The sequence below is a fragment of the Streptomyces sp. TLI_185 genome (assembly GCF_003814765.1).
GTDB lineage: Bacteria > Actinomycetota > Actinomycetes > Streptomycetales > Streptomycetaceae > Streptomyces.
The window spans coordinates 4,891,829-4,909,485 of record NZ_RKRB01000001.1 but is presented as its reverse complement, the minus strand read 5'-3'; the positions used below and the strand labels follow the sequence as shown (position 1 = coordinate 4,909,485).

20 protein-coding genes are annotated in these 17,657 nt (G+C 68.8%); 15 read left to right on the top strand and 5 right to left on the bottom strand.

Annotated elements, in window-relative coordinates:
* The first annotated feature begins 310 nt into the window (after nt 1-310).
* Nucleotides 311-1,567, top strand: a complete 1,257-nt coding sequence (locus EDD92_RS22530) for a GNAT family N-acetyltransferase (protein WP_123966002.1) — start codon at nt 311-313, stop codon at nt 1,565-1,567.
* Nucleotides 1,568-1,821: 254 nt separating this feature from the next.
* Here the strand turns inward: EDD92_RS22530 and EDD92_RS22525 are convergent, their stop codons facing one another.
* Nucleotides 1,822-2,007, bottom strand: a complete 186-nt coding sequence (locus tag EDD92_RS22525; protein ID WP_030941508.1) for a hypothetical protein — start codon at nt 2,005-2,007, stop codon at nt 1,822-1,824.
* A 172-nt stretch (nt 2,008-2,179) separates the two neighbouring features.
* On the opposite strand from EDD92_RS22525, the gene EDD92_RS22520 reads away from it, so the two are divergent.
* The gene (locus EDD92_RS22520; RefSeq protein ID WP_123966001.1) at nt 2,180-3,103 is read left to right on the top strand and encodes a GntR family transcriptional regulator; all 924 of its coding nucleotides are present in this window, start codon (nt 2,180-2,182) and stop codon (nt 3,101-3,103) included.
* Nucleotides 3,104-3,157: 54 nt separating this feature from the next.
* On the opposite strand, the gene EDD92_RS22515 is transcribed toward EDD92_RS22520, so the two are convergent.
* Nucleotides 3,158-3,346 carry a hypothetical protein gene (locus EDD92_RS22515; protein WP_030941504.1) on the bottom strand — a complete coding sequence of 63 codons (189 nt, stop codon included), beginning with the start codon at nt 3,344-3,346 and terminating at the stop codon, nt 3,158-3,160.
* A gap of 221 nt (nt 3,347-3,567) precedes the next feature.
* On the opposite strand from EDD92_RS22515, the gene EDD92_RS22510 reads away from it, so the two are divergent.
* The 4 genes from EDD92_RS22510 (at nt 3,568) to EDD92_RS51240 (ending at nt 6,276) form a co-directional block, all read left to right on the top strand.
* Nucleotides 3,568-4,449 carry a FadR/GntR family transcriptional regulator gene (locus EDD92_RS22510; RefSeq protein ID WP_123966000.1) on the top strand — a complete coding sequence of 294 codons (882 nt, stop codon included), beginning with the start codon at nt 3,568-3,570 and terminating at the stop codon, nt 4,447-4,449.
* The gene (locus tag EDD92_RS22505; protein WP_399183692.1) at nt 4,398-5,180 is read left to right on the top strand and encodes an HAD family hydrolase; all 783 of its coding nucleotides are present in this window, start codon (nt 4,398-4,400) and stop codon (nt 5,178-5,180) included. Before EDD92_RS22510 ends, EDD92_RS22505 begins: the two co-directional genes overlap by 52 nt.
* A gap of 206 nt (nt 5,181-5,386) precedes the next feature.
* Nucleotides 5,387-5,677 carry a hypothetical protein gene (locus tag EDD92_RS51245; protein ID WP_260326687.1) on the top strand — a complete coding sequence of 97 codons (291 nt, stop codon included), beginning with the start codon at nt 5,387-5,389 and terminating at the stop codon, nt 5,675-5,677.
* Nucleotides 5,677-6,276, top strand: coding sequence for an aminoglycoside phosphotransferase family protein (locus EDD92_RS51240; protein ID WP_260326686.1), 600 nt, complete (start codon nt 5,677-5,679; stop codon nt 6,274-6,276). Before EDD92_RS51245 ends, EDD92_RS51240 begins: the two co-directional genes overlap by 1 nt.
* 302 nt (nt 6,277-6,578) lie before the next feature.
* On the opposite strand, the gene EDD92_RS22495 is transcribed toward EDD92_RS51240, so the two are convergent.
* Nucleotides 6,579-6,773, bottom strand: a complete 195-nt coding sequence (locus tag EDD92_RS22495) for a hypothetical protein (protein ID WP_260326684.1) — start codon at nt 6,771-6,773, stop codon at nt 6,579-6,581.
* A 136-nt stretch (nt 6,774-6,909) separates the two neighbouring features.
* Between EDD92_RS22495 and EDD92_RS22490 the strand changes: the two genes are divergently transcribed.
* Nucleotides 6,910-7,782 (top strand): GntR family transcriptional regulator, encoded by an 873-nt coding sequence (locus tag EDD92_RS22490; protein WP_260326683.1) that lies wholly within the window; start codon nt 6,910-6,912, stop codon nt 7,780-7,782.
* On the opposite strand, the gene EDD92_RS22485 is transcribed toward EDD92_RS22490, so the two are convergent.
* Entirely contained in the window at nt 7,751-8,548 is a 798-nt protein-coding gene (locus EDD92_RS22485; protein WP_123965998.1) for an HAD family hydrolase, read from the bottom strand. The genes EDD92_RS22490 and EDD92_RS22485 overlap by 32 nt on opposite strands.
* Before the next feature lie 228 nt (nt 8,549-8,776).
* Between EDD92_RS22485 and EDD92_RS22480 the strand changes: the two genes are divergently transcribed.
* The 4 genes from EDD92_RS22480 to EDD92_RS22465 all read left to right on the top strand — a co-directional run bounded on the left by EDD92_RS22480 (nt 8,777) and on the right by EDD92_RS22465 (nt 13,844).
* Entirely contained in the window at nt 8,777-9,862 is a 1,086-nt protein-coding gene (locus tag EDD92_RS22480) for an aminoglycoside phosphotransferase family protein (protein WP_123965997.1), read from the top strand.
* Nucleotides 9,863-10,128: 266 nt separating this feature from the next.
* Nucleotides 10,129-11,118: an ATP/GTP-binding protein gene (locus EDD92_RS22475; RefSeq protein WP_123965996.1), complete on the top strand. Its 990-nt coding sequence runs from the start codon at nt 10,129-10,131 to the stop codon at nt 11,116-11,118.
* 44 nt (nt 11,119-11,162) lie between these two features.
* Nucleotides 11,163-11,780: a TetR family transcriptional regulator gene (locus EDD92_RS22470; protein ID WP_123965995.1), complete on the top strand. Its 618-nt coding sequence runs from the start codon at nt 11,163-11,165 to the stop codon at nt 11,778-11,780.
* A gap of 51 nt (nt 11,781-11,831) precedes the next feature.
* Entirely contained in the window at nt 11,832-13,844 is a 2,013-nt protein-coding gene (locus EDD92_RS22465; protein WP_123965994.1) for an AAA family ATPase, read from the top strand.
* 36 nt (nt 13,845-13,880) lie between these two features.
* On the opposite strand, the gene EDD92_RS22460 is transcribed toward EDD92_RS22465, so the two are convergent.
* Entirely contained in the window at nt 13,881-14,768 is an 888-nt protein-coding gene (locus tag EDD92_RS22460) for a nitroreductase/quinone reductase family protein (protein WP_123965993.1), read from the bottom strand.
* Nucleotides 14,769-14,951: 183 nt separating this feature from the next.
* On the opposite strand from EDD92_RS22460, the gene EDD92_RS22455 reads away from it, so the two are divergent.
* The 4 genes from EDD92_RS22455 (at nt 14,952) to EDD92_RS22440 (ending at nt 17,596) form a co-directional block, all read left to right on the top strand.
* Complete coding sequence (locus EDD92_RS22455) at nt 14,952-15,575, top strand: RraA family protein (RefSeq protein ID WP_123965992.1); 624 nt, start codon at nt 14,952-14,954, stop codon at nt 15,573-15,575.
* Nucleotides 15,575-16,072, top strand: a complete 498-nt coding sequence (locus EDD92_RS22450; RefSeq protein WP_123965991.1) for an HAD domain-containing protein — start codon at nt 15,575-15,577, stop codon at nt 16,070-16,072. The genes EDD92_RS22455 and EDD92_RS22450 overlap by 1 nt, the downstream gene beginning before the upstream one ends.
* A gap of 91 nt (nt 16,073-16,163) precedes the next feature.
* Nucleotides 16,164-16,715 carry a carboxymuconolactone decarboxylase family protein gene (locus EDD92_RS22445; RefSeq protein WP_123965990.1) on the top strand — a complete coding sequence of 184 codons (552 nt, stop codon included), beginning with the start codon at nt 16,164-16,166 and terminating at the stop codon, nt 16,713-16,715.
* The gene (locus tag EDD92_RS22440; protein WP_123965989.1) at nt 16,712-17,596 is read left to right on the top strand and encodes an RNA polymerase sigma-70 factor; all 885 of its coding nucleotides are present in this window, start codon (nt 16,712-16,714) and stop codon (nt 17,594-17,596) included. Before EDD92_RS22445 ends, EDD92_RS22440 begins: the two co-directional genes overlap by 4 nt.
* Nucleotides 17,597-17,657: the final 61 nt, after the last annotated feature.

Here is a 17,657-nt window from a genome sequence, read left to right as displayed (position 1 = left end):
CGGTGCACTCCGGCCTGTCTGGTGTTTGGGGTCGGGGGCGTGGTCGCCGTAGCGTCGGGCCGTGCTCTCCAGCCCGTCCGGCGTTTGAGGACGAGGCCGTTCAGTCCGATCGGGGTCCGGGGGCAGCCCCGAAACGGGGTGCGGGGGCGGAGCGCCGAAGAGGGGTCCGGGGGAAGCCCCGCGAGGGGTGCAGGGGCGGAGCCCCTGGTGGGGTCGAAGGGGCGGCAGCCCCTGGGGATGGGACGGGTAGGGGCGGCAGGGGCGAGGAAATCCGCGCGACACCACCCCACGCTCCACCTACCGTGATCCCATGACCCCGGCGCACCCCGACATCGACGTCCGCCCGATCACCGAGCCCGAGTTCCCCGAGTGGATCCGCGCCGTGAAAGTGGGATTCGTACAGCAGCCCCACGTCTGGGAACCCGAACTCGAAGCCCGCCGCCCCCAGTTCGAGCCGAATCGATACTTCGGCGCCTTCGACGGCCCCCGCTGCGTAGCAACCTTCCGCTCCTTCGACCAGGAGGTCACCGCGGTCGGCGGCACCCCCGTCCCCGCCAACGCCATCTCCGCCGTCACCGTCACCGCCACCCACCGCCGCCGCGGCCTGCTCACCCGCATGATGAGCCAGGACCTCACCACCGCCAAGGAGCGCGGCGACATCGTGGCCACGCTCATCGCCGCCGAGTACCCGATCTACGGCCGCTACGGCTTCGGCCCCGCCACCACGGCCGCCGAGTGGACCGTGGACGTCCCGCGCTCAGGCCTCGACCCCCGCTGGTCCCGCCCGGCCGACGGCGGCCGTATCGACCTCGTGGACCCCGAGGACGTCCGCAAACTCGGCCCCGAACTCCACGACCGCGTCCGCCGCGCCACCCCCGGCGCCGTCAGCCGCGGCGACCGGTGGTGGCTGCAGCACACGGGCGCCGTTCGGGTCGACCCGAAGTGGACCGAGCCGTTCTTCGCCGTGTACCGCGCAGCGGACGGCGAGGTCGAGGGCCTGGTCGCCTACGAGGTCGACGACAAGTGGGGCGACGCCAAGCAGCCGCTGGACACGGCGACCGTACGGAGCCTGATCGCGGCGACCCCGGCCGCCGAGCGCGCCCTGTGGAGCTACCTGTGCTCCATCGACTGGGTCACCCAGGTCAAGAGCGGACAACGGGCCCCCGACGACCTGCTCCCCCTCCTCCTCCCCGACCCGAGGGCCGCCCGCATCACCAGCGCCGCGGACTGGCTGTGGGTGCGGATCCTGGATGTCGTACGAGCGCTGGAGTCGCGGACGTACGAGGGTTCGGGTTCCCTGGTGCTGGAGCTCGCCGACCGCGCCGGCCTGGCGGGCGGCCGCTACCGGCTGGAGGCGTCGGCGCAGGGCGCGTCCTGCACGCCGACCACCCAGAGCGCCGAACTCACGCTGGACATCGCTGAGTTGGGGCAGCTGTGGTTGGGCGACGAGTCGGTCGTGCGGCTGGCGGCGCTGGGCCGGGTGCAGGAAGAACGAGCGGGCGCCGCCCGAGTGGCCGACGCCCTGCTGCGTACGTCCAGGCGGCCTTGGTGCCCGGACATGTTCTGAGCCCCTTCCTTCCGAGGACGACTGACGACTCATCCGTAGCTGTGCTCTTCAGTTGTGACCGTTCAGTTGTGACCGTGTTCTCACGGGTGGAGCTGTTCAGTTGTGGCTGTACTGATGGAGCTGTTCAGTTGTCGGTGTTCGGTTGTGGCTGTGCGCTTGGTGCAGACTGACCGGGCTCCCGGCTCCCCTCCGGAGGGGAGCCCGGCCAGCCGGATCCTGGGTCGGCGAACCCGTCAGGTTCGGCCGGGCCGGGCTCAGCCGGACTGGGCGAGCAGCATCACGAGGATGACCGCTCCGATGCCGCTGATCGTGGTGTTCCTGGCCTTGAGTCCGATGGACAGGGCGGCGAAGGCGATGATGCCCATCGGTCCGTACTTCCACTGGACGAGGTTCTCGAATCCGATGGCGAGGGCGGCGACGGCGAGGGCGATGAGCGGCATGACGGTCCCTCCTTCGGGACGGGGAGGCGGACCCCTGGTTGCGGCCAACCCTCCAGAAGTTTGACCATGTTGTTGAAGTTGGCGACCAACTTCTCTGTACTTATCTCCGCTTGGAAGCGGCTTATAACCACCTTCCCTGGAACTGCCCAAAGATGGCGGGAAGTTGTAGTGTTTGGTCGTGGACCCGAAACACGCCTCCGTCAATGGGCGGAAGAGGTCGCAGCGGCCACAGACGTCACAGACGTCACACCGAGACGTGGCAGACGAGCTGCGCGCCCGCATCAGGTCGGGCGAGCTCAAACCGGGTCAACGCATGCCCACGCAGGCGAAACTGGCCGACGAGTTCGGCGTCGAACGCGGCGCGGTACGCCAGGCCCTGCGCATCCTGCAGGCGGAGCACCTGCTGACCAACGTGTCGAAGGGCGCACCCGCGACCGTCGCCCCCGACCTGGGCCTGAGCAGGGCCCTGACCGGCCCCGGAGCCCCGCCGCTGCCGACCACGGTGGCCCTGGCCCCGCGCATAGCGGACGCCTTCGCCGCGCATCACGTGGAGATAGACGCCCTCTGTCTGACCGCGGTCTCGCTGACCCTCGCCATCGGCGAACCGCTGCGCCGGATCCATGCCGGACAGCTGAAACCGGCCAAGCTGGACGTCCGCGTACTGCTGCCGAGCCGCGACATCGATCTGGCGTTCCCGATCCCGGTGGACCCGTCCGCCGACGGCCGGCTGCAGCGCCGCTGGCTGGCCAACCGCAATGCCCAGGGCCAGGTGCTCCAGCACAACCTGCTGGCCCTGCGCGCCACCCACGGCATCGACGTGAACGTCACCTTCCGCGCCCTGCCCTTCACCCCGCCCGTGAAGCTGTACCTGCTCAACGGCATGGAGGCGCTCTTCGCGTACTACACGCTCACGCGGCGCGAGGAGGAGATCGACCACGAGTACCTGGAGATGTACGACGCCGAGGGCACCCAGTCGATGCTGTTCGCCTTCGAACAGGGCCCCGGCCTGCGCGACACCACCTTCGTCGAGCAGTCGCACCTGTGGTTCAACGCACTGTGGGAGACGATCAGTTCGGAGCTTGTGCTCACGAGCTGATGTCTCCCACAGCGACTGAGGCAGCGGCCGAACGGGCCGCGGGCCGCCTTCCGCTCATAGAGCGGGCCCCGCGACCAGCAGGGCGAGCACGACGGCCCCGATGGAGCTGACAGCCGGGTTCTTGGCCTTGATGCCTATGGTGAGCAGCAGCAGACCGATGATGCCGGTGACGCCGTACTTCCACTGAACGGTCTGCTCGATGCCGACGACGAAGACGGCGGAGAGGAGGGCGAGGACGGGCATGGTGGTTCCCCCTTCAGGCTTCGCGGGGCGGGACGGTGCGTGGGGGGTGAGGCGGATCCGAGGAAGTCCAAGTCCAAGGAAGCCCAAGGAAGTCCAAGGAAGCAAAACTTCCGCCAAGTGGACCAAGTTGGCAACCAACTTCAACTAAGTTATCCCCACTTGGCAGCCACTCATAAACAAGTCAGAAACAACTCCCCGTAGATGGATCCGAGTTGTAGCGTTTGGTCGTGACCCAGGAGAACGTGGCAGTGAACGGCAGCAGAAGGCTCTCGCCCCAGGAGATCGCCGACATCCTGCGGGAACGGATCAACAACGGCGACCTCAAGGCCGGAGACCGCCTGCCCACCCAGGCCGAACTGGCAGACGAGTTCGGCGTGGAACGCGGCGCCGTCCGCCAGGCCCTGCGCGCCCTCCAGCAAGACGGGTTGCTCACCAATGTCAGCAAGGGAAGCCCCCCACGGATCGCGGAGCCGCCGGCGCCCGCTCGGGGGGAGCCGCAGCCGACGATGGTGGGGCTGGCGCCGCGCCTCAAAGTAGCTTTCGCGGAACCGCACGTACACATCGACGTCGTGTGCCACACGGCGGAGACACTGATGGTGGCCCTCGGTGAACCGGTCCGCCAGATACACGAGGGGAGCATCCGCCCCGAGACGATCGCCGTGCGCATTCTCGTGCCCTCCCGGAAGATCAACCTCGCCTTTCCGGTGCTGGTCGAGGGCCGCAGTGACGACGACCCGGTCCACCAGCGCTGGCTGTCGATGCGCAATGCCCAGGTGCAGGTGCTCAAGCACAACCTGATGGCCCTGCGGTCCACACACGGCATCGACGTCCAGGTCACCTTCCGGGCCCTGCCTTTCACCCCGCCGATCAAGATGTACGTGCTCAACGGGGAGGAAGTCCTGCTCGGCTACTACGTCCTCACCGAACGCGAGGAGGAGTACGAGAGCCAGACCCTGGAGATGTACGACGCCCTGGGCTCCCAGTCGCTCCTCTTCTCCTTCCTGCAGCGGGCCGGCCAACGCGACGCCGCGTTCGTGGAGGAATCCCAGAAGTGGTTCGACGCCCTCTGGGAAACCATCACGACGGACCTGACACTCTCCTAGTGACTAGTGACACGACGCAGACTGATCCGATGGCGGCACAGACCGAGAGACTGCAGGAGCTGATCGGGCACGCCCGCGTCGTGCTCTGGGACTTCGACGGACCGATCTGCCGGCTGTTCGCCGGGCACTCGGCGGAAGGGGTGGCGACCGACCTGGTGGACTGGCTCGAAGGCCGGGGGCTGCACGATCTCCTCACGGAGGACGAGCGGGACACCGAGGATCCCCATGCCGTGCTGCGCGCGGTCGACCGCCGGCACCCCGCCAGCGACCTGGTGGTGGAGGTGGAGGAACGTCTCACCCAGGAGGAACTGCGGGCGGTCCCCAAGGCCCAGCCGACCCCGTACGCGGACCCGCTGATCCGCACCTGGAAGGCGGTCGGCGCACGCTTGGCGATAGCCACGAACAACTCCCCGAAGGTCGTCCACGCCTACCTGACAGGCCGCGGCCTGCTCGACTGCTTCCTCCCGCACATCTACGGCCGCACCCAGGACCTGCAGTACCTCAAGCCCCACCCCCACTACCTCAACCGCGCCCTGACAGCCATGGGCGTGGCCCCCACCGGCGCCCTGTTCATCGGCGACACCCCGACCGACTGCGAGGCGGCCCGCCAGGCCGGAGTCCCCTTCCTCGGCTACGCGCGTAACGAGCACAAGGAGAAGCTGCTCCAGGTCGCCGGGGCGACGGACATCGTGGGGTCGTTGGAGCCGTTGTTGGAGGCATTGCGGGGATGATTGCCCCGGATCGGTGCGAATAGCCACATTTCGCTCACGTGGAAAGTTGTGAGCTGGAAAGTGATGAGCTCTTTAGTCTGTCCCACAGACGGAGCCGCTAACCTCGCTCCATCATGCCCCCGCAGCCTCACGAAAAGCGCCAATCGCCAGCGCATCGCCTGGCGCATCGCCTCTGGGAGGCCCGGCGCCGCCGAGGCGCGGCTGCTGTGCTCACAGGCCACCACAACACCAACTACGTCCTGCGGGTCGGGCTGATCCTCGCCGTGCTGCTCGGCATCGCGCCCTTCGTGCGGTTCAAGTACCGGGTGCCGTTGAAGACGGTGGAAGTCGTTCCGCGTATCTGGCCCAGTGAGGTCGATGTGCTCAAGGTCGTCTGCCGCCATCTGAGTGAAGTGCCGCGCGGTTTGGCCGTACCGGGCGACCGCTCCCTGCACCGCTATCTCAGGCACAGGCCCTCAGCGAGCGGAATCCCGACGGCCGTATCGACGACGAGCTGATGCGTGAGTTCGCGGCGTTCTTCGTCCGGACTGCTCAGGTGCCGGCCGAGGAACTCCCGGCGCCCCCCGAGGACTGGCCGGCCGACGGCGAGAGCGAGAAATTCCTGCACTGGCTCGTCGACTTCACTGAGAACCGCGTACACCTACCCAACCGCGACCGATTCGGTGACCTCTTCGACGCCGTGGGGATCCCGCTGGACGCGATGACGACGTTCAAGAAGAACCACCGCGGCCTGACTCGCCGCCCCTTCGTCCTCCTGCACACCGACGTCCACCGCGCCAACGTCGTCCTCCACCGCAAGGGGATCCCGGTGATCGACTGGGAGCTGGCGATATACGGCGATCCCCGCCACGACCTGGCGACGCACCTCGTGCGGATGGGGTACAGCGAAGACGAACGGCAGCGGATGATCGCCCTGTGGGCCAAGGCCATGGAGGAGGCCGACCTCGGCCCCCTTACCGAGGGCCTGCGCGAGGACCTCGGCACCTACCTGGATTTCGAATACGCACAATCGGTGTTCCCTGATGTCATGCGGGCCGCGCTGGCCCTGTCGGCCGATGCCGGGGAGCAGCACTTCCGGGCGGCGGGAGAACGGTGAGCCGGGCCATGCACCGGGCCCGTGAGCCCCTGAGGCTCGATCATGTACCGGACCCGATGCAGATCGTGGAAGCCCTGGGGAAGTGGCACAGCATGCACGCGACCCGGCGATGACGATCGCGCTGTCATCGGACGGTGGGACACCGCGCTCCGGCCCCGGCTGATGGCAGTGCGCCTATTAGCCATTCGTTGGTGAACCGGCCTTGATTGGCCGACTGCACGCCTACCCGTCCTGGTAGTTGGCCCGCTCGCCGAGTGGCAGGGCCTGCCAGCTGCTGTCCGGTACTGGCAGCCGAAGTACCACTAGGCAGAGATCATCGGGAGCACGAGGACGAGGAGTACGGCCGCGACGGACAGACAGGTTCCGTTACGGGTCCGGATTCCCACCCCGACAAGGAGCAGGAGCAGCAGTCCGAGTCCGCCGAACTGCGACTGGGCCAGCTGGTCGAGGCCCATGAAGAATATGCCGATCGCCAGTTCAATCATCGTGGTCGTCATCGCCGGTGTTCCCCCTACCTGCAGCTTTCCTAAGAGCGATCAACTTCCAGTCCAATTGGACTGGTTGACTAATCTGGATATGCCCTTGGCTGCTGATCGAGTAACGCAGGCAGGCAAGTTGCGGTACGGTCGCGGTGTGACTGGCAGCACCTCGACCGGTGAGCGGGGCGGCAGGGAGTACGACCGCGTCGCTGCGGAGCTGCGGGCTCGTATCGCCGACGGAACGTATCCGCTGAACGGGCGCCTGCCGACGCAACGGGAACTGGCCAAAGAGCTGAAAGTCTCCCGCGACACCGTGCAGCGGGCACTCAGGGACCTCAAGAACGAGCGCTGGATCGAGTCGCGTCAGGGCAGCGGATCCCGGGTGATCTGGAAGCAGCGCATCCACTCGCCGAGAAGCGAGAAGGAGCCCGGCCACCAGGTCACATTGGGGGAGCTCGTCGCCGAAGCCTTCGAGCAAACCGAAGTGACCCTGGACGTCTTCACGTTGACGGCGGAGTCCCTGAGTGCACACATCCGCACGCAGGCGGAACGGATCCGGGCGGGGCACATCTCGCCGCAGCGGATAGCCCTGCGGGTGCTGCTGCCCTCCGAGTCGGTCGAGATGCCGTATTGGCGCACTGGTAACCCCACCCACGACGAAATCCTGAAGGAACGCTATCTGGACTTCAGGCGTGGGCTCATGGTGACACTGCGCACCCTCTTGAGCGATCTGCAGGTCCGGGAACTGGTCCCCTCGGTGGAGCTCGAGATCCGTCACATTGGACTGGTTCCGTACTCCAAGCTCTACCTAGTCAACAACGTGCAGGCTCTGGAGGGCCCGTACGAGGTGTATATGCGCACCTTCGAACTGGACGGCGGCCTGGAGGTCGAGGGCCTTGACGTGATCGGTCTGGGCGCCGGTCTCACGCACTACGTCAAGGACGACGACCCCTCCTCCCAGGGCACGGAGTTCGTGGAGAAGCAACAGGCCTGGTTCACGTCCGTGTGGGAACTGCTCGGTCGCTGACCGACTCCGCGGAGTGCCCGGCTTCGAAGAGCCTCCTGGCGGCCGCCGTCAACGGCAGGTGCGAGGAGACGACGGCATCCGATCCGTCCCTCTCCATCTCCTTGGCCTGGATCTCGTCCTGCGTCCAGCCGAGGAAACGGGTCCCGGCGGTCCGCGCTGCAGTGAGGTCGGTGAGCTGATCCCCCACCAGCAGGCAGGCCGGGGCGGGGGTGCCAAGGTGGGCGAGGGCGCGGAGGACGCAGTGGGGATCCGGTTTCATGAGCCGGGCGTCATGGGGGTCCCGGCCGAACACCGCCTCGAACTCGGGGGCCATACCCATGCCGTCGAGACACCTCAGGATTGCGCCCTCGGCGTTGTTGCTGACGACGACGAGACGCAGGTGGAGCCTGCGCAGGTGGGCCACCAGCTCCCCGAAGTGTTCCGTGGGAACGGCGTTGGCGGCAGCCGCGCTCTCTGCCTCGGCGACGGTCTTCTCGGCGAACTCGAGCGGACGGCGGCTGGGCCGCCGCTCCGGGGCCTGCTCCTCGTACAGGCGCTCGTACATGCGCCACAACGGCCGGAGGATGTGGTGGGAGTCGTCGCAGGCGCGGACGTCCCGGTCGAGAGGGCCCCAGACTTCTTCCGCTGTTCGTTTGATTTTCCGTGCAATCCCGGCAGTGGACTTGGGAAAGAGCCGGCAGACAGGCCCGTCGAAGTCGAACAGTACGGCGCTTGTGCGGGCGAGCAGGTGCAGTAGCGCTTCCTGGTCGTCGATGGTGTCCGCCATGGGATTCCTCGTCTTCGTCGCGCCCGGGTCTGCCCTCGGGGTGTCGGTTGTCAACGAGACGATCGGTGCGCGGGTACCTGGCCGGCAGCTTCGGGCGTGCGCCGGTTCGCCCATGTCGGGGACCGAAGCTGCTGATATCCGAGTTCGCGGGGCGCTACTCGGGGCCGGTGGAGTAACGTGCGTCCCCTCTTACCCCATGGGCTCCACCGGAACGAGCTGAACCCAGAAATGCCACCCCGAGTTGCCTCCAACACCAAACAACTCGCCGACGAAGTGAGCGGCGGGGAACGGGGTGTGATCAAGGGCCCGCTCAAGGGGTACCACCATGAGACTTATGTGCTTCGGCTGGACGGTGGGACGCAGATCGTCAAGGTCCGTGAGCCGCGTTCCGAGATCCTCTGGTTCGACCGGCGCTGCTTCGAGTCGGAGGAGAAGCTGCTGCGCACCCTGAAGGGGAAGGTCGACCGGATCCCCGAAGTCCTCGATGTCGCGGGCATGGGATTTCAGGGGTTCATCGAGGGGCGCACCCTCCCCACCCGGCGCTGGGCGGGCCGGCGCGTCTCCGACCAGGTCTTCGACCAGATCGTCGAGCTCTTCCGGCAGATGGCAGAGATCAGACCCGACCTGCTCGAAAGGGTGCCGCGGCGTTGCCTGCAGAAGGACCGCGCCGACGACCGTGACACGGACGGATTCCTGGAGCGTCTGATCGTCTTCATAGAGGATCAGGTCTACGAGAAGAACCTGGCGGAGTTCGGGGACCTCTTCGACCAACTCGGCGTGCGCGGTGAATCGTTCACCCGTCTGAAGAAGAAGATGTCCGGTCTGCGGCGGCGCCCTTTCGGCCTGCTGCACGCGGATCTGCACCGTAAGAACTTCGTCGTCGACTCCCGCGGCCAACTCTGGACCATCGACTGGGAGTTGGCGATGCTGGGCGATCCCCTCTACGACCTCGCCACCCATCTGTATCTGATGCGGTACCCGGAGGATCAGCAACGCCGTATGGCCGCGGAATGGAGCCGGGTCGTCGAGAAGGCCAACCCGGGCGGTTCGTACGGCCTGGTGGAGGACCTGGATGTGCTCCTCGACTTCAAGAGAGCGCAGTCGGTCTTCACCGACGTCATTCGCGTGTCGATGTCGCTGGGCGACGGGACCGGATTCAACTGGGCGGTTCTGCCCTGGGCCGCGCGGAAACTGCAGAGAGTCCTGGCCGCCGCGGCCGGGCCGCTCGAACTTGCCGAGGTGCCGAGCCACACGGAGATCATGACGGCCCTCATGCGCCGGCGGCGCGCTGCGGACGCCGGGCACCCGGGCTGATCCCTGACGCAGGTTCCGCCCAGCTCGGGCCCCGCGACGAACCAAGCCATGCGGGGCGTCGGCCGACCTCGGATGCCTCGGTGCCCATCCGGACTTCGACTACGTGCAGTCGGTGTTTCCGGATGTCATGCGGGCCGTGCTCGCCCTCCCGGTCGATGTCGGGGAGCAGCACGTTCTGGACTCGGAGCCGCCCCCTTCCTGACGGTCTGTCCAACCGGGCACCATGAGCAGGCGCGGTTCAAGTCGGCGGCTGGCAGGGGGAATCAGTGTCGGACACAAGGCCGTCCTGGAGCGACAGACTGGCTGCCGGATGGGGACGCGCGGAGTCCACGGTCACGAAGCTCTTCCTGGCCGCCGTCTTCGCACTCGGACTGCTGGCACAGTTCGTGAAACCCATCGGGGACGCGCTGGAGGACAAGGTCTACCTGGGCGGCGCCCTGCTCACTGTGGTGGGCTACCTGCTCTACGCCGAAGTGCAGCGCCTCAACGCGGCGCACACGGCGCAGCGGGAGAACGAGGATGCTCTCGACCAGGTGGTGCGGCGGCTCGACGATGAAGTGCAGCGGCTGAATGCGTTGCTGCGCCCGCGAGCGGGAGAGACGGTCACGCCGAGGGACCTGGAGCGAGAGTTCGAGGAGGCGCTCGCAGCCGGGGGAGAGGTCCGGCTCGCAGCGATGGGATTCACTGGAGAGACGTTCGCCGTCCCGCTGAGGAACGTTCTTCAAGGCCTGGGGAGGGATCCCCTGCGCACCGTGAGCCTACGATTACTGGTACCGGACTTCACCAAGGCGATCGAGGTCCCCGGCCAGGTGGACACCGGTGGCAAGATCTCCGACGCTCCTGATTTCCGCGAACAGCTGAGGCGTCAGATCGCTGAGTACGAGAGCAGTCTGACGTCTCAGATAGCGCGGATGCGCCTTCGGCAGACGGCGAGGCTGACGGTCGAATTCCGCGTGCTGCACATGTCGCCCTCGCTCAAGCTCTACTTCATCAACAACGACGTGGTGTACGAGGGGATCTACGACAGGATCGACTTACGCCCCGACTACTCGTCGAACAGCGCCCCTGAGGCCTGCGACGGCAATCTCCTGGACCTCCTCGGCTACGACTCCATGCTGACCCGCTGGTCCCTGGACAGCGGCGACCACGCACGGGAGATCATCCGGCGCCGCCGGGAGCTCTTCGAGACGCTCTGGAACGTGGCCCACGAACTGACACCGACGCCCAGCCTCCCGGGCCGGCCGGACGCTTCCTGAAGCTGCGCGAAGCGCTGCCCGGGCCAGGTGCGTAGGCTCGCAGCATGACCGAGCCCGGCCTCCGTGAACGCAAGAAACAGCGCATGTACCAAGAGGTCTCCGAGATCGCCATCCGGCTGTTCCTGGAGCGCGGTTTCGACGCCGTGTCCGTCGCCGAGGTCGCCGCCGCTGCCGAGATCTCCAAGCCCACCCTCTTCCGGTACTTCCCGGCGAAGGAGGATCTCGTCCTGCACCGGATCGCCGATCACGAGGGGGAGGCTGCTCGGGTGGTGGCCGGGGAGCCCGCGCCGCTCGTCGCGCTGCGTCGGCACTTTCTCGACGGGCTGGAGCGGGGCGATCCGGTCACCGGGCTGAACGACCATCCGCAGGTTCTCGCCTTCCACTCCCTCCTCTACGGGACCCCCGCCCTCGTCGCCCGCGTGTACGCCTACCAGCAGCGGTCCGAGGCCGCGCTCGCCGAGGCACTCGGCGGTGGGCTGGAGGCACGGCTCGCCGCCGGGCAGATCGTTGCCGTGCAGCGGATTCTCGCGATGGAGAACTGGCGGCGGATCGCCGAGGGGGAGCGGGTGGAGGACGTACGGGCCGATGCCGTGGCTGCGGCGGAGCGGGCGTTCGGGGTGCTGGCGGCCGGGCTGCCGCATCTCGCACAGCCCGATGGGTGAGACGCGGTAAAATATTTAACTCGGTTACGTTAATTCGGTAGTCTCGTCCTCATGACGTCAGCCGACCCCGCCCTCAGGAACGCCCTCCACCGCGAACGCGCCCACCACGACCGCTGCCGCACCGCCCTAGCCGCCATGGTCGACGGCGCTCAGGAGCAGGTCGTCACCGGCGAGGACGTCTCCGCCTCCGGTGCCGACGCCGAAGTGCTCGGGTACCGGCTGCGCAGCAGGGCCAAGGAGATGCGGGAGCTGCCCGAAGGGCCGTTGTTCTTCGGGCGGCTGGACACCGTCGAGCAGTCACTGCACATCGGGCGGCTGCGGATCAGTGAGGACGTCGCCGCCCCGCCACTGGTCGTCGACTGGCGGGCGCCCGTCTCCCGCGCCTTCTACCAGGCGAGCGCCGGCGACCCGCAGGGCGTCGCGGTCCGGCGCCGGTTCGGCTGGGCCCCCGGCAGCCGCGGCGACTCCGCCGACCTCACCGGTCTCGAGGACGAGCACCTCGACCGGGGCGAGTCCCGGGCGAGTGACATCGTCGCCCGGGAGATCGAACGGCCCCGCGTCGGCCCCATGCGTGACATCGCGGCGACCATCCAGCCCGAGCAGGACGATCTCGTACGAGGGGATCTGGGCGTTTCCGTGTGTGTGCAGGGCGCTCCCGGCACCGGCAAGACCGCCGTCGGGCTGCACCGGGCGGCCTACCTCCTCTACACCCACCCGCAGCGCATGAAGCGCGGCGGACTGCTCATCCTCGGGCCCAACCGGACCTTCCTCTCCTACATCTCCCAGGTGCTCCCCGCCCTCGGGGAGACCGGCGTACGGCAGTCGACCCTCCAGGAGGAGATCGCCGCGCACCCGGTGAGGGGGAGGGACAGCGAGCGGGCCGCCGTCGTCAAGCACGACGCCCGGATGGCGGAGGTGCTGCGCCGGGCGCTGTACGCGCATGTCTCCAGCGACGGGGTCGAGCCCCTGTCCGTGGACGACGGTTCGTACCGGTGGCGGGTCGGGGCCGGCGAGCTCGTACGGATCGTCGAGGGTGTGCTGGCCGAGGAGCCGCCCTACGGGATCGGGCGGGAACGGGTGCGGATGCGAGTCGTACGGAGTATCCAGCTGCAGGCCGAGCGGCGGGCCGGGCCGCAGTCGAACGCCTGGGTGCAGAGGATCTCGCGGGCGCGGGCGGTCGGGGCGTATGTCGACACCGTGTGGCCGCGGGTGCGGCCCGAGGAGGTCGTCACCCGACTGCTCACGGAGGAAGGGGTGTTGGCCGTCGCGGCCGACGGGCTGCTGGACGCCGACGAGCAGCGGGCACTGCTGTGGGCCAAGCCCCCGCGGTCGTGGAAGTCGGCTCGCTGGTCGGCCGCCGACCTGGTGCTCCTCGACGAAGTCTCCGGGCTCGTCGAGCACCCCGAGGGGTACGGCCATGTCGTCGTCGACGAGGCGCAGGACCTCTCCCCGATGGAGTGCCGGGCCATCGCGCGGCGCGCACCCTTCGGGTCGCTCACCGTGCTCGGCGACCTGGCGCAGGGGACCACGCCGTGGGCGGCGCGGTCCTGGGGCACGGTCCTGCGGCACCTGGGGAAACCGGACGCGGCCGTGGTGCCGCTGACGACCGGGTTCCGTGTGCCCCGGGCCGTCGTCACGCTCGCCAACCGGCTGCTGGAGCGACTGGACGTGGACGTTCCGGCGGGGCGGTCCCTGCGCAGGGACGGCGAGTTGAGGGTGCGGGAGGCGGGAGCCGATCTGCCGGGTGCGGTCGTGGACGCCGTACGCGATGCGCTCGGTCATGAGGGATCGGTCGGGGTCGTCGCTGCCGACGCCGACGTGGACCGGGTGACGCAGGCGCTCGGCGCGGCCGGGATCAGGACCGCGGGACCGGACGAACTGGGCGCCCGCGTGACCGTCGTACCGGCGGCGCTCGTCAAGGGACTCGAGTACGACCATGTCGTCGCCGTCGAGCCCGCGGCGATCGCGGAGGCGGAGGCGCGCGGGCTGCACCGGCTGTATGTCGTGCTGACCCGCGCCGTCTCGCGGCTGGAGGTGGTGCACGGGCGGCCGCTCCCGTTCTAGCCCGAAGGGCCGAGGTCGACAGCGGCCGCTCGCGGGTCAGGCCGAGGCGTCGAGGAGGGGGATCAACTCCTGCTCCTCGTACGTCAGATGGGCTTCGAGGTCGAGGGTGAGGCGCTCGACCTCGGCGCGTGCCGCGGCCGGGTCCTCGTCGGCCAGCGTGCGGCGCAACTCGGCCACCAGGGCGGCGATCTGCTCGTGCTCCTCGCCCAGGCGCCTGAGCACCGGGTTCGCCTCGGGGTGACGGTCGGCGAGGAACGGGAACATCATCGTGTCCTCGCCGGTGTGGTGGTTGTGCAGGCCCTGGCAGAAGGTCAGGCAGTTGACGCGCAGCTGGGCGCCGAGGGTGCCGTTGCCGGCCGTCATCTCCTTGCGGATCAGGGCGAGTTCACGGCGGAAGGCGTCGTGCACCACCTTGATCGCCTCGCCCGGCGAGGAGGCGTTGATCTTCCCCGGGCCTCCGTTCGTGATCGCGTGCAGGGCGACCACCGGGATGATCCGCTCGGTCTTCTTCTGGTACTCCGCCCAGCCGGGGTCGGCCTCCACCGCGCGCGCCCAGGCCTGCTCCCGCTCCTCGCCGGCCAGTACGACGGCCTGCGCCTCGTATGTGAACACACCGCTTTCCACGGTGACTTGGGGGTTGGCGAGGAGGTTGTGGTACCAGTCCGGGTGCTTGGGGGAGCCGGCCGCGGAGGCGATGACCAGGACGCTCCCCCACTGCTTAAAGGCGTGGGGGGACCCCCAGCCGCCGTCGGGGAGGTAGCCGACGGGAGTGGTGTGCGGGGTGCCGGTGCGGGCGCCGGTGGTGGTCAGCAGGAGCAGCCGGCCACCTGCGAAGGGGCCGCCGGCGCGGCCGTGGTGGGCGCGGAACTCGTCGATGACCTGCTGATTGAAGTCGAGGAACTTCTTGTTGTCGTCGTTGGGCATTCTCTTCTTTCTCTGCAGCTGGTGTCTTCCGAAGGATTCGAAGAACTCGAAGGATTCGAAGGCGGCGCAGAGAAACAGGCGGGCTTCGCGCCCGCCGCGACCTCACTCAGAGGCCGGGCACCCAACTCGCTCACGGCACAAGGCCGACCCGGCAGTCATGCACCGGACGATAACGTCCGACGTATGACTGATGCCACCGAGTTCCGGACCGTCCCCACCACCACCCTCGCCGACCTCCTGGGCCGCGGACAGGTCATGGACATCGGGATCCGCCCCCTGTGGGGACCGCACGGGCGGGTGGCCGGACCGGCCTTCACCGTCAGCTGCCCGCCCGGCGACAACCTGATGCTGCACGCCGCCATCCACCGCGCCGAGCCCGGCTCGGTCGTCGTCGCGGAGTCCGGAGACCTGGACTGGGCGCTCGCGGGCGGCAACGTCTGCGCCGTCGCCCAGCGGCGCGGCGTCGCGGCCTTCGTGCTGGACGGACTGATCCGCGATCTCGCCGAGGTGCGCGAGGCACGGTTCCCGGTGTTCGCCCGGGGTGTCATCCCGATCCCGGGCGCCAAGTCGGTCGTACGGCCGCTGGGCGAGCCGGTGACCTGCGGTGGCGTACGGGTCGAGGCGGGCGACATCGTCGTGGCCGACGAGGAGGGTGTCGTCGCCGTGCCCGCCGCCCGCCGCGACGAGGTGCTCACGGCGGCCCGGGCCAAGCTCGCGAAGGAGGCCGACGAGTCGCTGGACGCATGGGAGGCGGCACACCGGGCACGCATCGACAAGATCCTGGCGGAGCAGGGTTTCGAGGGCTGATGCTGCTCTTCCTCGACATCGACGGCACGCTGATCCCCTTCGGCTCGGCGCACCCGTACCCCTCGTACGAGCCGCGCTTTCCGTTGCCGCAGGCGGCGGTCGCCGGCCGGCCGCTGCTGAACCGCATCGACCCCGGGCTCGGCGCGCGACTGGCGGCGCTGGACTGCGAGCTGGTGTGGGCGACGACCTGGCTGGACGACGCGAACGTGTGTGTCGCGCCCTGGCTCGGCCTGCCCCCGCTGCCGTCGGTGGACTGGCCGGACGAGGACGAGCCGCCGACGCCTCTGCACTGGAAGACCCGGCCGCTCGTGGCCTGGGCGGACGGCCGTCCCTTCGTCTGGGTCGACGACGAGATCACCGCCGCCGACGTCACCTGGGTCGCCGCACACCATCCGGCGCCCGCGCTGCTGCACCGGGTGGACCACCGCCACGGGCTCACCGATGCGGACTTCGCCGTATTGGGGGAGTGGCTCGGGAGAAGCCGAGCCGGGCGGTAGCACGCGGCTGTCACGTTCGAGGGCCCCGCGGTGTCTTCATGCCGGACAGGCAACGTACGCGGACATACTCATACGTACACGGGAGAACACCATGGCGCTACGCGTTCCGAAGGCCGAGATCAGCAGCGAGGTCGTCGACAGCATGGTCGAGCGGTTCGGTGTCGTGCCCGAACCGCTCGAGGCGACCTGGCACAATCCCCCGGTCGCCGAGGCGGCCTCGGAGATGGGGGCCAGGGTGGCCGCCTGGGATGCGGCCGACGAGAGCCTCAAGTCGTTCGCCCACATGGCCGTCGCGGCACAGGTCGGCTGCAACTGGTGCCTCGACATCAACTACTTCCAGGCGCAGAACCTGGACCTGGACCTGGCCAAGGCGAGCCAGGTGCCGCGCTGGCGCGAGTCGGAGGTGTTCACGCCGCTGGAGCGGGACGTCATGGAGTACGCCGAGGCCATGACGAACACCCCGCCGACCGTCACCGACGAGTTGTCCAGGCGTCTGCTGGACCGGCTCGGTCCGGCGGCGCTGGTCGAGATCACCGGGTGCATCGCCTACGCCAACCTCGCGACCAGGAGCAACACGGCGCTCGGGATCGAGTCACAGGGCTTCTCCGCCGCCTGCGAGATCCCGCTGGCCGCGCGTTCATGACCGAGGATCCTCCCCCAGAGGGGGGACCCCCAGTCACCCACCGCCGCCTGCTGTTCACGGTCGCCTACGAGATGCTCGGCTCGGCGGCCGACGCGGAGGACGTGCTGCAGGAGTCCTGGCTGCGGTGGGCCGACGTCGACCGTGCGCAGGTGCGTGACCCGCGGGCGTACCTCGTCCGCACCGTGACCCGGCAGGCGCTCAACCGGCTGCGTTCGTTGTCGCGCAGCCGCGAGGAGTACGTCGGCGAGTGGCTCCCCGAGCCGCTGCTGACCAGCCCGGACGTCGCCGAGGACGTCGAACTCGCGGAGAGCGTCTCGATCGCGATGCTGACCGTCCTCGAAACGCTCGGGCCGACGGAGCGGGCGGTGTTCGTGCTGCGCGAGGTCTTCGAGCTGCCGTACGGGGAGATCGCCGAGGCGACGGGCAAGTCCGCGGCCGCGGTACGGCAGATCGCCCGCCGGGCCCGCGAGCACGTGGCGGCCCGGCGCCCGCGGGTGCAGGTCAGCCGGTCGGAGCAGCAGGCCGTGGTGGAACGGTTCCTGGCCGCGTTGCGGACCGGGCAGCTGCAGGAGCTCCTGGAGGTCCTTGCGCCGGACGTCGTCATGATCGCCGACGGCGGCGGGGTCGTGGCGGCAGCACTGGCTCCGCTCCACGGGGCCGAGGTGGTGGCGAAGCTGCTCGCGGGCGCGAACCGGAAGGTGGCGGCACTCAGGACGACGACCGTATGGCTCAACGGCGCACCCGCCGGCCGTATCGACTTCGACGGCGAACCGTCCACGGTGAGTCTCGCGGTGGAGAACGGCCGGGTCACCCGGATCTATGTGGTGAGAAACCCGCGCAAGCTGACCCGGCTGGACACACCGGCCGAACTGGCCAGGTAGGCCCGCCACCGGTCCGCCACGGTCCCGCTGCGGGCGCCCGCGCGCCCCGCTGCACCCGCCC

What these genes read in the sequence shown, in the direction of transcription:
- EDD92_RS22440 (WP_123965989.1), top strand. Translation starts at nt 16,712, where the DNA reads ATGACCGAGGATCCTCCCCCAGAGGGGGGACCCCCAGTCACCCACCGC.
- EDD92_RS22530 (WP_123966002.1), top strand. Translation starts at nt 311, where the DNA reads ATGACCCCGGCGCACCCCGACATCGACGTCCGCCCGATCACCGAGCCC.
- EDD92_RS22515 (WP_030941504.1), bottom strand. Translation starts at nt 3,346, where the DNA reads ATGCCCGTCCTCGCCCTCCTCTCCGCCGTCTTCGTCGTCGGCATCGAG.
- EDD92_RS22470 (WP_123965995.1), top strand. Translation starts at nt 11,163, where the DNA reads ATGACCGAGCCCGGCCTCCGTGAACGCAAGAAACAGCGCATGTACCAA.
- EDD92_RS22450 (WP_123965991.1), top strand. Translation starts at nt 15,575, where the DNA reads ATGCTGCTCTTCCTCGACATCGACGGCACGCTGATCCCCTTCGGCTCG.
- EDD92_RS22445 (WP_123965990.1), top strand. Translation starts at nt 16,164, where the DNA reads ATGGCGCTACGCGTTCCGAAGGCCGAGATCAGCAGCGAGGTCGTCGAC.
- EDD92_RS22465 (WP_123965994.1), top strand. Translation starts at nt 11,832, where the DNA reads ATGACGTCAGCCGACCCCGCCCTCAGGAACGCCCTCCACCGCGAACGC.
- EDD92_RS22460 (WP_123965993.1), bottom strand. Translation starts at nt 14,768, where the DNA reads ATGCCCAACGACGACAACAAGAAGTTCCTCGACTTCAATCAGCAGGTC.
- EDD92_RS51240 (WP_260326686.1), top strand. Translation starts at nt 5,677, where the DNA reads ATGCGTGAGTTCGCGGCGTTCTTCGTCCGGACTGCTCAGGTGCCGGCC.
- EDD92_RS22485 (WP_123965998.1), bottom strand. Translation starts at nt 8,548, where the DNA reads ATGGCGGACACCATCGACGACCAGGAAGCGCTACTGCACCTGCTCGCC.
- EDD92_RS22480 (WP_123965997.1), top strand. Translation starts at nt 8,777, where the DNA reads ATGCCACCCCGAGTTGCCTCCAACACCAAACAACTCGCCGACGAAGTG.
- EDD92_RS22495 (WP_260326684.1), bottom strand. Translation starts at nt 6,773, where the DNA reads ATGACGACCACGATGATTGAACTGGCGATCGGCATATTCTTCATGGGC.
- EDD92_RS22525 (WP_030941508.1), bottom strand. Translation starts at nt 2,007, where the DNA reads ATGCCGCTCATCGCCCTCGCCGTCGCCGCCCTCGCCATCGGATTCGAG.
- EDD92_RS22455 (WP_123965992.1), top strand. Translation starts at nt 14,952, where the DNA reads ATGACTGATGCCACCGAGTTCCGGACCGTCCCCACCACCACCCTCGCC.